Origin of the sequence: Streptomyces sp. NPDC026206 (genome assembly GCF_040638465.1) — a bacterium.
Taxonomy (GTDB): Bacteria; Actinomycetota; Actinomycetes; order Streptomycetales; family Streptomycetaceae; genus Streptomyces.
Genome location: NZ_JBEZYL010000023.1, coordinates 13,696 through 28,514 on the forward strand (window position 1 = coordinate 13,696; position 14,819 = coordinate 28,514).

Genomic DNA, 14,819 nt, shown 5'->3' on the forward strand with positions numbered 1-14,819 from the left:
CTCGTGCATGCGCAGGAGGCGGGTAATCACTCTTTCCGATGGCCCCTCGAAAACGAGTTCACGACTCCGCGCCGTCCCGGTGGGTGCCACGTCTTCTCACAGAGCGCCACCGGCCAAGGGTGTGAGTGGCCAGTTCAGATTCCCCGCTCGCGGCCAGTTAGCGGGGAGGTAACTGGCCGCGAATGTCACCATGGGTCATAGCGGGAGGCCGAGGCGGTCCTTGGCCGACTCCACCCACTGCACCATCCTCGACGAGCTTGAGGAGAAGTCCGGACAGACACTGTTCGAAATCTGCTCACGACTGAGCATGAAACATCAGCTCGGCATCTCGCGCCAGGCGGTCTCCCAGCACCCGCCGTGCTGGAGGCCGCCGGTCTCGTCGAGACCAGGCGGGAGGGCCGCTACAAGTTCCACGACCTGAACACAGCCCCGCTGCGGCAGATCGCCGAGCGATGGCCCGTGCCGATACGTCCGGACCGAAGGAGAGCACCCCATGAAGATCCACCTGACCAGCATCTTCGTCGACGACCAGGCCAAGGCCGAGCACTTCTATACCGAGATCCTCGGCTTCGTGAAGAAGCACGACGTCCCGGTGGGCGAGAAGGACCGGTGGCTGACCGTCGTCTCGCCCGACGAGCCCGGGGGCACCGAACTCCTCCTGGAGCCTGCCGGCCATCCGGCCGTCAAGACCTACCGCGACACGCTCGTCCAGGACGGCATCCCGCTCGCCCAGTTCGCCGTCGACGACGTGCAGGCGGAGTACCAGCGCCTGTGCGGCTTCGGCGTCCGCTTCACCCAGGAGCCTCTGGAGGTGGGCCCTGTCACCATCGCCGTCTTCGACGACACCTGCGGCAACCTGATCCAGATCGCGACCGAGCCGCAGTAGGCGGTCGGCCGCATGCGCGGCTCGGCCGCGTCGGCGACCGGGTCCTCGCCGTCGGTGTAGGCAATGACTCCCTGACCTCTCCCTCGCTGCGCATCGGTCACAACCGGGGATGACGCTCGATCCGGTGATCACGCGCGGTTACTCTCCTATGTGGCCGTACGTGGGGAATTCTTGATGGCCGCTGTCATCCCAACCCCTCAACCCCGCCGCACCGGGAACCACCTTCGTGGCGAACCCACGGCACGTACGCCAGGCAGAAAAACGCCTGGCCAAGGCACAGCGGACGCTGTCACGAACTGAAAAAGGCTCGGCGCGGCGGCATAAGGCCAGGAGCCGAGTGGCCCGGCTTCACCACGAGCTCGCTGAACGTCGCGCCACCGCCCTGCACGCCCTGACGAAGCGGCTCACCACGGGTTTCACCACCGTCGCCATCGAGGACCTCAATGTCGCCGGCATGACCCGCAGCGCACGCGGCACCCTCGCCGCCCCCGGCCGCTGCGTACGGCAGAAGTCCGGTCTCAACCGAGCCATCCTCGACGCCGCCCCCGGTGAGCTGCGCCGCCAGCTCACCTACAAGACCACCTGGTACGGCTCCACCCTCGCGGTCCTCGACCGCTGGTGGCCCTCCAACAAGACCTGTTCCGCCTGCCGATGGCAAAACCCACCCTGAAGCTCGCGGACAGGACGTTCCACTGCGGCGCCTGCGGGCTGACGATCGACCGGGACCTCAACGCCGCCCGGAACATCGCACAGCACGCCGACACCGCAGAAGCACCACAGGTCGCCTCTGGTAGAGGGGAGACCCAAAACGCCCGCCGAGCATCTCTAAGACTGCCGAGCCCTCGGGCCCGGCAGCAGGACGCGATGAAACGGGAAGACGCCCAGCCACACGGCCAGGCGCCACCTCGGCAGAGCAATCCGCCGACGTCCCACCACCCCGGTCACGAACAGGCAAAGCTGTTCTAAACGGCCTGGTCAGGAAGTGTCTGACCCGGGCGCGTGGGGGCGAATGGGCGGGCGTGAACCAGACGGTCGCCGCTCTCGTGTCTGACCCGGGCGCGTGGGGGCGAATGGGAAGGGGCGGCGGCCGCCCCAGGCACAGGAGTCTGACCCGGGCGCGTGGGGGCGAATGGGCGCCACCGCCACCGACGATGTGACGCGAGGCGTCTGACCCGGGCGCGTGGGGGCGAATGACAGCCCGGCATACGGCCTGATGCACGAGGCCGTAGCCTCCTGATCATGGGACTGGACATCACGGCCCTCATAGTGGACTGGGCCCACCTGGAAGGCCTCCCCGTCGACGAGCGCGAGGAGGCCCTGACGGACGCCGCGTATCCGGATGACGATGACGGAACGATCGAGGAAGGCTGGGTCTGGCTGCCGCCCGCCACTCCGGCGTGGTGCGCGCGGTACGAGTTCGCCGGCACCGCGGGGTCGTTCAAGCCGCATTTTTGGACGGGCAACCGATGGGAGGATTTCCGCGAGTACCTCCAAGCCGACCTGCGCATGGCGCTGGACACCTTCCTCGCCGGCCTCACCTGGGACCTGCCCGACACCGACAGAGGCCCGCAGCATGAGGGCGGCCCTGAGCACTGGTACGACGGGCTGCTGGTCTACTGCCCGCCCCGGGACATACCGGCCCTCGCTCAGGCGTGGGCCATAGCCGGCCTCTGGCTCGAAGAGCTACGGGAGCCGTTCGACACCCACGCAGCCGCCCCTGGGCGCTGGGCCGGAACGTTCGAGGAATTCATACGAGTGCTCCACGGATGGGCCGAGGCCGTCGGCGAGGCCCACCAGCGCGGATGGGGACTAGGGCGCGTATCGGGTCGTGATCAGCAGAGCCGTGACGACCCCCTATGACGCAACGGCGACTCGACCTGCGGCCGGGCACGGCCAAGAAACGATGTTGCCCCCGCCTGTGATGGTCACTAAGGTCGGTCGGGTGACTGCCGGGTCGGCCATGGGCCACGCACGAGTGAGGTTCCCGGCCTCGGCGTGAGCACGAGGCGGGCAAGAGGCCCGCCCACTTCTCCGCGTCTTAGCTCCCGGCGCCCGCATACGGCGCCCCATCCCAGCGGATCCCAAGACCGGAGACACACCACTGATGTCCTATGACCAGCAGTACCCGCATGAATCCGCGCTGCCGGCGGCCGGCGTCCAGCTGAACCACACTGCCATCTACGCAAGCGACCGGCACCTGTCTGCCGAGTTCCTCGCCGCGGTCCTGGGCTTGAAGGTCGGCGCCCCGTTTGGGCCGTTCCTGCCCGTCGACCTCGGCAACGGCGTGACGCTCGACTACTACGAGAAGAGGGACGAGCCGATCCAGTCCCAGCACTACGCCTTCCTCGTCCCTGACGAGCAGTTCGACGCCGTTATCACCCGTCTGGAGGTGGTCGGGGTCACCTACTACGCCGACCCCAGCCACACCGAACCCGGCCAGACCAACCGTCTATTCGGTGGTCGCGGCGCCTACTTCGACGACCCGGACGGTCACAACATGGAGGTCATGACTCGGCCTTACGTCCGCCCTTAGGGCGCGACAGGGCTGTGATCAAGGGGTGCCTCGGGTGAGGTCTTTGACCCAGATCATCGAGGCACGCAGGTGCAGTCCGGCGAGGTAGCTGTCCGGGGTCTTGTCGTATCGGGTGGCGATGCCCCGCCAGGACTTGAGCTTGTTGATCAGGCGCTCGACCGTGTTCCTCTCCTTGTAGAGGTCGGCGTCGTGGCTGGCGGGCCGGCCGCCCCTGGAGCCCCTCTTCTTCCGGTTGGCGGCCTGGTCCGACCTCTCCGGGATGACTGCCTTGATGTGGCGTTTGCGCAGGTGGGCTCGGTTGCCGCGGGACGAGTATGTCGCGCTCGATGCCGTGCTTGGCGAGGGCGTCGAGCTGGGACTGGAGTTCCTGGGTGAGCGTCGAGCACCGCGCGTACCCGATGCGGATGTCGGCACTCGGGGTGTCGGGCGCGAGGGCGAGTGGAACCGGGGTGCCGGGGCGCCAGGGCTGGCCCGGCCCGCGGTCGGCGGGGGTGGGCACGCGCAGCGAACGGCCCGACCCCGAGGTCCCCGACACGGACGAAGCGGGCACCGGCCGCCGAGGGGCCCCGCATTCCGGCAGCAAGCGCCCCGGGCACCCCGTGCCGGACGAATCAACCGCCTGAAACTACGCTCCCTCGTCCCCGGTGAGGAACCCCGGGAAGCCCGCCTCGGTGGAGTCGGTCTCGGGCATCAGCGCGGCGAGAATGGCACCGCCCATGGCCGCCTGCTCGGTGGAGCGGGGCACCATGATGCTCTCGTAGGCGGCGACCGCCTCATCGATGCTCGGCCGGCCGATGACGCACTGGGCCAGTTCGGCGCCGTCGAGCATGGCGAGGTTGGCACCCACGCCGACGGGCGGCATCAGATGGGCGGCGTCACCGAGCAGGGTGATGCCGGGAACGCGGTTCCAGGTGTGCGGGACCGGCAGGACGAACACAGGGTGGTTCTTGAACGCGCCGTCGTTGTGGCGCATCAGGCCCAGCAGGCTCTCGTCGAAGCCCGCATACCTGTCGAGCAGCCGGGCGCGTACGGCTTCGGTGTCGGCGAAGTCGATGCCCTCGTGCCAGTCGAGCGGCGCGCGGAAGCCGATGTAGACGCGGATACGGGAGTCCGCGTTGCGCTGGGCGATCAGGTTCCGGTGCCCGGCCTTGGCCCACATCATGCCCTGGCCGACCTGTTCGGCGATGGCCGGGAAGCGGCGGTCCACGTCGTTGAAGCAGACCTCGACGAACGCGGCGCCGCTGTAGGTGGGCTGGGCGTCCGAGAGCGCGCGGCGCACCCGTGACCAGGCGCCGTCCGCGCCGATGACCAGATCGAATTCCTCGGCCGCGTGGCGGGCGAACTCCAGGCGGACCGTGCCGTCGGGCAGCGGGACCGTCTTCTCGACCGGATGATCCCAGCGCACGGTGCCCGGGGCGAGGGAGTCGAGCAGCAGGGTGCGCAGATGCCCTCGGTCGATCTCGGGGGCACCGGTGTCACCGGGCTCGGGCCGGTGGTGGTGCAGCACGGTGGCCGACCGGTCCATGAGCCGCATTTCCTGGCCATCGGGCCGGGAGAGCGCGAGGAACTGGTCGAACAGCCCGGCGGCACGCAGGCCCACCTGCCCGGTGTCTTCGCGGATGTCCAGCGTGCCGCCCTGCGAGCGGGCGCCGGCGGTGGCCTCACGCTCGAAGACGGTCACGGGTATGCCGTGCCGCTGAAGCGTGCGGGCACAGACGAGACCGCCTGGGCCGCCGCCCACGATCGCGATACGGGGAGGGGTGCTGGACATGGTGGCGCTCCGGTCAGAGAAGGGGTGGGGATGCTGGTGGGAAAGGGAGTGGGCGCGGGAGCCGATGCCGTCGGGGGCCGCTCGTGTCGCCGTCATTGGCGCATGGTGGCGAGGGTAACGACCGGATGCATGGCAGTGCCACTCATATTTCAGGGCGGTCGCGTGGCGGGCTGGGCCGCGCGGCAGGTGAGCCGTCGGGTATCGGGGTGATGGCAACCTGGCGATCAGCGATTCACTCGTGAGGGCGCGGGCGATGCCATCGAGATGCTTTCCGGAGCCCTCGCCAGCCGACGCGGATGTGCGTGTCCGTGCTCACCCGGCCTTTGCAGCTCAGGCACTTGGGCGTACATCCACAGGCCGGATAGTCAGCGCATCTCATCCGGCTGCACTTCTCGCACAGGGTGTCGGAGGGAGGCGGGCCGTCGGGGAGGCACTCACGGCACTCCCAGGCCCCGCACTCTCCGCAGGCCCTCGTTATCTTCCCGGCTTCACGCCCGAGTGGGATCTCGGCGAGGGCGACACACAGGTGTCGCCCGAAAAGCCCAGGTCAATCCAGGGCGTCGTCGTCCCCGCCCAGCTCGGGCGCGTCCGGGTCGCGCAGCGGGCGCAGGCCCTGGGGCGGAGTGGAGGGGGTGAAGCTGTAGCGGCCCAGAACGTTGAGGTTCTTGAACTTCAGCGGGGACAGGCGGGCGACATCCTCATCGCTGATCTCGTAGCCCTCGGCGCGCAGCTGGGCGACCGCGGCGCCGATGTACCTCGTCGTCCAGAGCACGACGGCGTTCAACACCAGTCCCAGCGACCCTAATTGATCTTCCATTCCGTCCCGGTATGCCTGGTGGATGGTGCCGCGCTTGCCGTGGCAGATGTTCCGGGCGGGGTGTGGCGGGACTCCTGGACGCTGAGCTTCTTGCCCATCTGCCGCCGGTAGGTGTCATCGACCGGGTCGACGACCTGGAGCAGGTGCAGGGTCTTGGCGATGCGCCCGTACTCGGCGAACGCCTGCCGCGTGCTGGGCGCATGGGGTCGAAGGGCGGCGTGTGGACGTACTGCTGGATTGGACCTCCCCGGCCCAGTGGTAGCTCTCCCGGGAACCGCCCCCGCCAGCGAGGAGTACGCCATGCAGCACACCGTGCGCCGGATCCAGGCCGCGGTCCTCCTGGTGATGGGCGGGCCCCACGATGGCCGCGCCGGCTTCTGCCGGTGTCACGGGCGACACCGTCGCCGGGCCAGCGATCCGAGCCGGCAGGTCATGGAAGGCGGTAACGCATGCGCAAGGCGATGCTCGCTGCGCTGATGGTCTTGATGGTGTCCAGCACCGGAATGGTATTGCCCGCTCCGGCCGGCGCCCAGCCGGCGCAGGGCCCCGGTCTCCCCATGGCCAGCGAGGTCATGCTGACGTATAGCGCGCCCTCGGAGGACGGGCAAGGCCACATCACCTGGAGCTGGACGGCGCACAACACCGGCGGCTCCTCGGCCTCCAATGTCGTGGTGACCCATAAGGTCACGCCCTCAGTGCCCGTGACGTACAGCGGGCCCTGCGAGGGCACCGCAGAGAAGATCACGTGCCAGGTGGGCGATCTTCGGGCGGGTGGGCAGTTCGAGGGTGAGGTCGTGGCGGAGCTGCCACCGGGCCAGGACGACAACGTACAAATCCGGGGGAGGGCCACCTGGCAAGAGAGCCCGGAGGCCAAGTGACCACCTCGACCGGCACCTCGTAGAACTCGGGGTCAAGCTACGGAAGCGTGGTCCCCGCAGGAGGCGGGGACCACGGAGCATTCCGGACTGGCATCGCAAGCCGGGCGCCCTCGCCGAAGAAGCGACGATGCCCCGCGCTGCCAGACCTGTCGAGTGAAGGGCACACCACGATTCCGCAGGTCAGCGCGATTCGTTGTTTTCGCGGTGGATACTGCGGCGACCCCGGTCTCGCTGAGGGTGGTACGTCGGCGGTCCTCACCGGCGTCGGGGCCGTGGGAGGGCACGACCCCACGGCCGGCGACGCCGGCACCGGCCGACTGCTCTACTTCTTCCTGGGCGTGAACTCGGTGCCCCGTCCCGAGTTCGCCGCCTGGATGAGACAGAACAAGGTAAAAGACGCGACCGTAGTCATCAATCAGGACTACATATGCACCGGGTTCGGAAGCTGCCCGGACGCCGTTGCAGAGATCCTGCCGGTCGGCTCCACCATGAAAGTCTGGTATAAAAATAAGCAGGGCGCCCTGACGCCGAAGACGATCTTCGGACGGGCAGTAGAGTAACCCTGACGGCAAAAGATTCCCATCTCCTAACAGCCTAGCAGTTAGTTGAAATAATCGAGACGCCCCTGGCAAACGGTTCCCAGCGCGAGAACCGCCAGCCAGGGGCGTCATCTTATTTTGTCATGCGCGCTTAGTATTCTTCCCACTCACGCGCCGGAATTGGCCCTTCCTGAAGATCTCCGAACCGATCGGCCCACTCAGTCCCGATGAAGACTGGGCGACTGCGAAGAAAATCCCCGCCCTGCTGACCGCGAATTAGGAGGCCGATCTCTTCGAAGTACGGCTCGCAGCGCTGGTTGAGGCGGAACGACCCAGGCGATCCGGTCTCCATCCAGCCCACAATCTCCGACGGCAGACGGTGCGTGAGCCGGAAGTCTCCAAGAAAGACATGCGGCCCCAGGAAAGGACTGATCGCCACACCAGCCAAATTCCCCCCTGTCCCATAGTAAACCGTTACTCCGGCATCATAGAAAGAGGCAAACTCACCAGGAGCCGGATACCCGCTGTCCGTGGGGTCGCCAACAGGCAACGCAGAAATAACTTGCTCGTGACTCATTCCAAAAAAGAGCGGCCCCACGTTCACATATGGCGTCACCTCCCACCTGGCACGGTCGGCGTCTTCCTTCACTTCCGGATCGAACAACATCGCTTGAAATGCCCCTACGAAAAGTCGCCTCTGTTGACCTCGATATCATACTGCGATACCGATTCTGCCATGCGCTCATGGGCGTACTACTAAAAGCCACCAGGGGATCATCATGGGTGCGCACAATGAGCGGGCTCCCAGCTCCGCCTCCAGCTCAGCGTCACAGGGATCTCCGTCAGGGCCGTTGCCCAGGGACCAGGGGTGCCGTTACTGATTTTGTAGCCGTGGTGTCGTCAGGGGCGGAGGTCTGTTGCGGTGAGGCAGCCGTCGATGAGGTGGCTGCGGTGCTGGATCCGGCGGAGGCCGTGTCGCAGGGTGTGGAGGAAGTGGTCGGGGTCGGTGAAGGCGGTGTTGGCCTGGCTGCTGCGCCGCAGCAGTGACCAGATGCCTTCGACGGGGTTGAGGTCGGGTGCGTAGGGTGGCAGGTGGAAGGCCGTGATCCAGTCGTGGGCGGCGATGAAGTCGCGCATGGCGGCCGCTCGGTGGGTGGTGAAGTCGGCCCGGGGCGCGGTTCCGGCCTCGTCGGCCGGTCCGTTTCCCCGGACCGCTTCCCGCACCCGGCGTGCCCGTTTCCGAGCACCGGGCGCTCCACAAGCCCTGTTCAGGACCTGCGTGTTGTCCTCATTCCAGGCCGGGCCAAGGGGTCGGGATGACTGTTCCCCGGTAGCGGTAACGCGTGGTGGTCACCTTGGCCGGGTTGAACAGTGGCCTTTCGTCCGAGGCCGGCCACCATCCGACGTCGCAGTAGCGGCGGCGGAGGTCCTTCCAGGTGGACCGGCGATGTTTGCGGCGCGACCAGCTCCCGACCTGGCGCCACGTGTAGTGGCTCAGGTAGGCGAAGGTCGCGCTGGACACGCCGGGCCGGAAGTAGACGCACCAGCCCTTGAGCGCCGGGTTGAGCTGACGCAGCAGGGCATCGAGCGGCTGGCTCGTGTCTGTCGTCCGGCACATCGTCCTGACCTTGCCGGTGATGGCCTTGACGGCCTTTCCGGACGGATAGGTATAGACGTAGTGCCGGTTGCTGCCTCGTTTCCGGTGGCGCTGGATGCGCCAGCCGAGAAAGTCGAGGCCCTTGTCGATGTGGGTGATCAGGGTCTTCTCCGGCGATAGGCGCAGGCCAATCACGGACAGGACCTCTGCGATCTCCTCCCGGAGGGCTTCGGCGTCGTCCTTCGTGCCCGCGACCATCAGGCACCAGTCGTCCGCGTAGCGGACGAGCCGGTAGTTGGGCAGGCGGTGACGACGGCGCTTGGCCCTCTCCGTCTGGCTGGAGGCGGGCCCGCCTGGTCCTCGGGCGATGTGCTCGTCCAGGACCGTCAGGGCCACGTTGCTCAGCAGCGGTGAAAGGATCGAACCCTGCGGAGTTCCAGCGCGATTCTTTCGCAGCATGCGGTCCTCGCCGAGGATGCCCGCCTTGAGGAACGCCTTCACCAGTGCCAGGACGCACTTGTCCCCGACTCGGTCCCGCACCCGGTCCATCGGGGCCGGATGTGAGATCTCGTCGAAGCAAGCCGTGATGTCGCCCTCAACGACCCACTCGTAAGAGCGGGACGCGAAATAGCGCACCTCGGCCACGGCGTCATGAGCGCGACGGTTCGGGCGGAACCCGTAGGAACACGGGTGGAAATCCACTTCGAAGATCGGCTCCAGCACCAGCTTCAAGGAAGCCTGCACCACCCGGTCGGCGATGGTCGCGATCCCCAGGCGGCGTAATTTGCCACCCGCCTTCGGGATCATCCGCTCCCGCACCGGCAAGGGGCAGAAACTGCGGTCCTTGACCTGCGACCGCAGCCCGTCGAGAAAGTCCGCGACGCCCTGCCCGGCCTCGATGGAACGGGCCGTGCGCCCGTCCACTCCGGCCGTGCGTGCTCCCTTGTTTCCCCGCAACCGGTCCCACGCGACAAGAAGGAACGCGGGATCAGCGACAAGGTTGAAAAGATCATCGAACCTGCGATGAGGATCAGCACGGGCCCAACAGTGCAGCTTGGTCTGGACCTTCAGTACCCTGCGCTCCGCTCCGAACAGAACGGAGTCAAGCTCGTCGGTATTCACCGGCGACAGCCTCCTGACCTTCCAGTACGTCCACTGCTGACTTGCTGGTCTCCTTCGCCATGTACGCGCCTCTCGCGCGCTCGGACTACTACGAGACCTCCGTCCCGCCCGACGGCCCTCAGTTGGCAACGGACCTGCCCGCCGCCGGACTGGCTGTCCGGCGGGAAGAGCGACCGCAGGCGGTTCCCACGTTCACCACGGAATCGATCAAGGAGGGAGGTGTCCGCCTCTACCCCGACAGCTTCGCCATGCCTACGCCGCAGGCTTTCGGCATGACCTCCCCACCGGGTCTCAAAACCGGCTTCGGAGTTGAACGCCACCCAGACGAGTGACGGCTCACGCGCTGCAACCCGGCCCGTATCCATCAGATTTGAGCCGAGCGGGACACTTACGGGGCGTCAGGCAGCGGTTCCTCTCGTACACCTTCTCCTCGCTGCTTGCCGGACCCGGGCCGTCTGACAGTGCCGACCCGTCCCGTCGTTGTCAGGGCGGCTTCCCGCCGCCATCTGCGTTCCCAGGAGGCGGCTGCCCTCAGCTTCACCGGACGGCTGCGACCGCTCGGCGGCCGGCCAACCCCTCCCCCTGCGCGACATCCTCGCCCAGGCCGCGCACGAACAGCTCCAGGCAGCACTGCCCGGCTACGACCGCGCCCTCATCAACATCCGCCACGAGACCACCGACTCCTCGAAGTTCGCGCACTGGTTCACTCCCCGCGGCCTTGCCGACCTTCCCGAACGCGGCAGCGCCTGTTCCAACGACACCGCACTTCTTGTCGGCACCGCCCCGCACACCCGCACTGAGACCGCCGCGCTGGTGGCCGAGTCCTACCTGTGCTCCCAGCCGTGGGCCGGCAGCGACATCAAGGCCCTCGCCGCGCGCATCGGACACGAGTGGGATCTGACGGTGTGCGTCCTGGCCCTCGCCGGCACCGTGCACAGCGCGCCTGAGTTCCACGAGCTACTGGCCGCGGCGACGACCGAGCTGCAGGTCCTGCTCGCCGAGCGGCTGCCCGGACCGGTGCGGATCCACGCCAACACCCGGGGGAGTGCGACTGCGCCGCTGTCGGGCCAGTACTTCACCGTCACCGGCTCCGCCGTCGACTACGGCGAAGACGGACTCGTCGGTCGAGGCAACGCCCGCTCCGGCCTGATCACCTCCGCACACGCCGCGGGCAACGAGGCACTGTTCGGCAAGAATCCCGCGTACCACGTGGGCAAGGTCGGCGGCTGGCTAGTGGACCAGGCCGCCGTCGAACTGAGCGAGCACTTCGGCCCGTCCCGCGTCGCCGCCGTCTGGCGCATCGGCTCCCCCTACCCTGAACCGGCCTTCCTCGACATCACCACTGACGCGGACCCGGACCAAGCCGAGGAACTCGTACGGGAGGTGCTGTCCTGTACCGACTGGCTCACCGACCTCACCAGCGGTGAACGCTACCGCCCCACGGTGCAGCCTCTGGCCGAGCTCCTGGACCAACTGGAGCACTCGCCATGATGACCGGCCGAACCACGCTCACCACCGGCTACGCCACCGCCGACCTCCACCTGCCGACCGGGCACCCACTTCCCTCCCCGGACGTCGCACACCTCCTGCCGGGAGGCTGGACGCCCAGCCCGCCCCAGCACGACACCGACGTAAATTTCGGCGGTGCACGTCTCGCTTCCCCAACTGGATGACGGAAGCCACGCTGTCGGTGACCTCCGACTCGGACCTGGCGGTTCGTGTCTCGTCGGTCTGGTGGAATTCGGCGCTGGTAACGGCGAGGGGATCCCGGCGAAGCAGCTTGCCGCCGGGCTTCGGCTGGAGCTGATGCCCGCGAAGGTCGAGGGGCGCGCTCCAGGCGAGGCGGCTGGCCGAACGGGGCTGGATTGCAGCGTCGCCGTCGGGCCGGTTCACGCGGCGATAGCCCACCGGTCCTGGTCGGCCCGGCTCGCAGAAGCGCGCGCCGGGCGAGACGGCGGCTCCTGGCGCAAGCTGACATCTACGATCAGGCGGTCATCGTCCTGGTCCACCTGGCCAATGAGCTCAGTGGCCGCGTTACGCCCTCCGTAGTTCCGGCGCAGGCCGTAACTGTCGGCACTACAGCTCCGTCTGGTCATTGCCATGGTCCCTTGCTGACCCTTTGCTGACCTGACACCCCTAGTCGAGTCCCTGACCTGCGAAAACATCACTTTCCGCAACGTTGGTCAGCATTTTCATGCGGGCTCCTGGGGTTGTTGGACGGTCAGGTCGCTGACCCGGCGGTGTGGGGGTACGTAAGGGTCTCGGCGCGGTCGGGCGGTCGGCGGGCGTGGCGGCGCCTCAGTGGGACGGAGCGTAACCCGGCCGAGCTGCGGCCCGTGAGCGGCGCTCTCCATTGAACCGGGCGGCCCTGAGGGAGTGGTCCGACACGGCCAGGGAGGGGTGTCGCGGCCGGGAGCGGGTGGTGCGGAAGGCGGGGCACGCCGGTGGGAAGCGCCTGCTTCCTCGTTCGCCTCCGGGGCCGGCTCGAATGCGCCACCACCGCACCGGCCGGCCGCTGACCGGACAGCCGAAGGCGCATACCATCAGTGACGTAGGGTCATATCTCGTAAATCCGGGCATTGCTTCGCCGAAGGAGCGCCCATGAACGCCACGCCCGTCGCCCTGTCGCGGCCGGTCCGGTGGGTGGATCCCAAACGCTTTCTCTGGCCGGTCGCCGCGCTCAGCCCGTGCCTGCCCCTCTTCACCCTCTCGCATCTGCACCCCCTCGTCGGCCCGCTCGGCTGGTGGCTGCCCATCCTCGGTACCGTGACTCTGGTCCCCGCCGCCGACTGGGTCGTCGGATCCGACCCCTCCAACCCGCCCGAACCGGCAGGGCATTCCATTCGGGGGAGCGCCTACTACCGCTGGTGCACCTATCTGTTCCTGCCTCTGCAGTACCTCTCCCTGATCTGGTGCTGCCGCCAATGGGCCGACTCCGGGCTGTCCCACATCGACCGCGTCGGGCTGGCCCTGGCCGTCGGCTGGGTGGGCGCGCTGGCGCTGAACGTGGGACACGAACTGGGGCACACCAGCGACAGCGCCGAGCGCCGGCTGTGCAAAATCGCCCTCGCCCAGGTCGCCTACGGCCACTTCTACGTCGCGCACAACCGCGGACACCACTTGCGCGTCGCCACCCCGCAGGACCCGTCGAGCGCACGGCTGGGGGAGGGGTACTGGCGCTTCCTCCTCCGCGTGGTCGCGGGCCGGCCGGCCGACGCGTGGCGCTCCGAGACCCGGCGGCTGGCCCGCCGCGGACACACCTCGTGGAGCGTGCACAATGACGTGCTCAACAGCTGGGTCGTGACCGTCGTGCTCTACGCGGCGTCGGCCGTCGCCTTCGGGGCCGGAATCCTGCCGTACCTGGCCCTCCAGGCGGCCTTCGGGATCTGCGTGCTGGAAGCGGCCGCCTACCTCGAGCACTACGGCCTGCTGCGGCGGCGCCGCCCCGACGGCCGTTACGAGCGCCCCGCACACCGGCACAGCTGGAACAGCGACGCGATCGTCAGCGGCGTGATGCTGTTCCAGTCGCAGCGCCACTCCGACCACCACGTCCACCCGCTGCGCCCCTACCCCACGCTCCGGCACGTGGACCAGGCGCCTCAACTCCCCGCCGGCTTCGTGACGATGATCGTGCTCGCGTGGATCCCCCCGCTGTGGCGACGGGTGATGGATCCGAAGGTGGTCGCCCACTACGGCGGCGACGTGACGCTCGCGAACATCCACCCTCCCGCGAGGGCACGGCTGCTGGCCCGGTACGGAGGCGCGGCCTAGCCCTTTACAGCGGTGATGAGAGTCGTCGGGACCAGCGGACCGCACCACCACATGCGCGGGCCGAGGCCGCGCCGCTCGATGCCCCGCATCCCGAGCCCGGCCAGTACTCTCGTGCGGCCCCCCACCCAGACGTCGACCATGATCAGGCGCCCGCCCGGGCGCAGGACGCGCACCGCCTCCGCCAGCGCGGCACGGCGCCGGGCCGGCGGGCGGACGTTATGCACGGCCATGCTGGTCACGACGATGTCGAAGCAGGCGTCGGCGAGGGGCAGCGCCGTGATGTCCGCCGTGCAGAGCCGTACCCGCTCCGCCACCCCGGCGGCGGCTGCGTTCTCCGAGAGGACGCGCGGGTCGCTGCGCCACTGGTCCCGGCGGTGCCAAAGGTCGACCCCCACCGCGCGCCCCGTCGTCAGTCGCCGGCCGAGCGCCAGAAGCACGGCGCCGCTGCCGCACCCGAGATCGAGAACATCCTCGCCGCCGTCCAGCGCGAGGCCGTCGACGAGCTCCCGCCAGACGGTGAACTTCCCCCGCAGCGTGGCGTGCAGGTAGGACACCGAGCAGCCGGCCAGCACGGTCGTGGCGACGACCATGCCGCGGACGAAGAGCCGTGGCGCGCCGTCGGCCGAGGCCCGCAGTGTCACCACGGTGGCCAGGCCGGCTCCCGTGGCGAGGGCGGCCAACTGCGGTGGCCCGTCCAGCCCGTAGGGAAACACTCTGCTGCGGATGCTCACGATCCAGGGTCTCGCGCACGGCCCGCCGGTTCACAGGTTGCAACGGCGCGAAGCGGGGCGCGAGCGGAGCGGCCGTGCGCGTTGTCACACCGTGATCCGGGCCCTGACTGCTCGTTGGGAAGGTGACAGCGTTGCCTCACGGCCGGACAGGCGGGTGTGGGGCACGTCTTGGCG

At 68.3% G+C, this 14,819-nt stretch carries 14 protein-coding genes, 4 pseudogenes and 1 CRISPR repeat array; of the genes and pseudogenes, 11 read left to right on the top strand and 7 right to left on the bottom strand.

Annotation, left to right across the window (positions count from 1 at the left end; translation table 11 throughout):
- Positions 1-190: 190 nt before the first annotated feature.
- From AB0F13_RS25105 to AB0F13_RS25130, 6 genes and pseudogenes are all read left to right on the top strand, one after another.
- Positions 191-497, top strand: a pseudogene (locus AB0F13_RS25105) (helix-turn-helix domain-containing protein).
- Complete coding sequence (locus AB0F13_RS25110) at positions 494-886, top strand: VOC family protein (RefSeq protein WP_362086518.1); 393 nt, start codon at positions 494-496, stop codon at positions 884-886. Before AB0F13_RS25105 ends, AB0F13_RS25110 begins: the two are co-directional and overlap by 4 nt.
- A gap of 226 nt (positions 887-1,112) precedes the next feature.
- Positions 1,113-1,556: an RNA-guided endonuclease TnpB family protein gene (locus AB0F13_RS25115; RefSeq protein ID WP_362086521.1), complete on the top strand. Its 444-nt coding sequence runs from the start codon at positions 1,113-1,115 to the stop codon at positions 1,554-1,556.
- The gene (locus AB0F13_RS25120; protein WP_362086524.1) at positions 1,538-1,852 is read left to right on the top strand and encodes a zinc ribbon domain-containing protein; all 315 of its coding nucleotides are present in this window, start codon (positions 1,538-1,540) and stop codon (positions 1,850-1,852) included. Before AB0F13_RS25115 ends, AB0F13_RS25120 begins: the two co-directional genes overlap by 19 nt.
- Positions 1,853-1,870: 18 nt before the next feature.
- Positions 1,871-2,081: direct repeats of the CRISPR family, unit length 28 nt; unit sequence GTCTGACCCGGGCGCGTGGGGGCGAATG.
- A 44-nt stretch (positions 2,082-2,125) separates the two neighbouring features.
- Positions 2,126-2,746 (top strand): hypothetical protein, encoded by a 621-nt coding sequence (locus AB0F13_RS25125; protein WP_362086527.1) that lies wholly within the window; start codon positions 2,126-2,128, stop codon positions 2,744-2,746.
- A 244-nt stretch (positions 2,747-2,990) separates the two neighbouring features.
- Entirely contained in the window at positions 2,991-3,419 is a 429-nt protein-coding gene (locus tag AB0F13_RS25130; protein ID WP_362086530.1) for a VOC family protein, read from the top strand.
- 18 nt (positions 3,420-3,437) lie between these two features.
- Here the strand turns inward: AB0F13_RS25130 and AB0F13_RS25135 are convergent.
- From AB0F13_RS25135 to AB0F13_RS25145, 3 genes and pseudogenes are all read right to left on the bottom strand, one after another.
- Positions 3,438-3,734: pseudogene (locus AB0F13_RS25135) on the bottom strand (transposase); the annotation flags it as partial.
- Between the two features lie 310 nt (positions 3,735-4,044).
- On the bottom strand, positions 4,045-5,286 hold the full coding sequence (locus AB0F13_RS25140; RefSeq protein WP_362086533.1) for an NAD(P)/FAD-dependent oxidoreductase: 1,242 nt from the start codon (positions 5,284-5,286) through the stop codon (positions 4,045-4,047).
- A 451-nt stretch (positions 5,287-5,737) separates the two neighbouring features.
- Positions 5,738-6,189 (bottom strand): annotated as a pseudogene (locus tag AB0F13_RS25145) (Tn3 family transposase); the annotation flags it as partial.
- Positions 6,190-6,456: 267 nt separating this feature from the next.
- On the opposite strand from AB0F13_RS25145, the gene AB0F13_RS25150 reads away from it, so the two are divergent.
- Together AB0F13_RS25150 and AB0F13_RS25155 are read left to right on the top strand one after the other, a co-directional pair.
- Positions 6,457-6,885 (top strand): hypothetical protein, encoded by a 429-nt coding sequence (locus AB0F13_RS25150; RefSeq protein ID WP_362086536.1) that lies wholly within the window; start codon positions 6,457-6,459, stop codon positions 6,883-6,885.
- Positions 6,886-7,157: 272 nt separating this feature from the next.
- Complete coding sequence (locus AB0F13_RS25155) at positions 7,158-7,445, top strand: DddA-like double-stranded DNA deaminase toxin (protein WP_362086539.1); 288 nt, start codon at positions 7,158-7,160, stop codon at positions 7,443-7,445.
- Between the two features lie 130 nt (positions 7,446-7,575).
- Here the strand turns inward: AB0F13_RS25155 and AB0F13_RS25160 are convergent, their stop codons facing one another.
- From AB0F13_RS25160 to ltrA, 3 genes and pseudogenes are all read right to left on the bottom strand, one after another.
- Entirely contained in the window at positions 7,576-8,091 is a 516-nt protein-coding gene (locus AB0F13_RS25160; RefSeq protein ID WP_362086542.1) for a hypothetical protein, read from the bottom strand.
- A gap of 207 nt (positions 8,092-8,298) precedes the next feature.
- Positions 8,299-8,576, bottom strand: a pseudogene (locus AB0F13_RS25165) (transposase); the annotation flags it as partial.
- A gap of 136 nt (positions 8,577-8,712) precedes the next feature.
- Positions 8,713-10,143, bottom strand: a complete 1,431-nt coding sequence (ltrA, locus tag AB0F13_RS25170) for a group II intron reverse transcriptase/maturase (protein WP_362086545.1) — start codon at positions 10,141-10,143, stop codon at positions 8,713-8,715.
- Positions 10,144-10,184: 41 nt separating this feature from the next.
- Between ltrA and AB0F13_RS25175 the strand changes: the two genes are divergently transcribed.
- From AB0F13_RS25175 to AB0F13_RS25185, 3 genes are all read left to right on the top strand, one after another.
- Positions 10,185-10,475, top strand: coding sequence for a hypothetical protein (locus AB0F13_RS25175; protein ID WP_362086548.1), 291 nt, complete (start codon positions 10,185-10,187; stop codon positions 10,473-10,475).
- Positions 10,476-10,623: 148 nt separating this feature from the next.
- A complete protein-coding gene (locus AB0F13_RS25180) occupies positions 10,624-11,634 on the top strand; it encodes a methionine adenosyltransferase (RefSeq protein ID WP_362086550.1) in 1,011 nt (336 codons plus the stop codon).
- A gap of 1,110 nt (positions 11,635-12,744) precedes the next feature.
- A complete protein-coding gene (locus AB0F13_RS25185; RefSeq protein ID WP_362086553.1) occupies positions 12,745-13,914 on the top strand; it encodes an alkane 1-monooxygenase in 1,170 nt (389 codons plus the stop codon).
- On the opposite strand, the gene AB0F13_RS25190 is transcribed toward AB0F13_RS25185, so the two are convergent.
- Positions 13,911-14,645, bottom strand: coding sequence for a class I SAM-dependent methyltransferase (locus tag AB0F13_RS25190; RefSeq protein ID WP_362086555.1), 735 nt, complete (start codon positions 14,643-14,645; stop codon positions 13,911-13,913). The two genes, AB0F13_RS25185 and AB0F13_RS25190, sit on opposite strands and share 4 nt — an antisense overlap.
- Between the last annotated feature and the right edge of the window lie 174 nt (positions 14,646-14,819).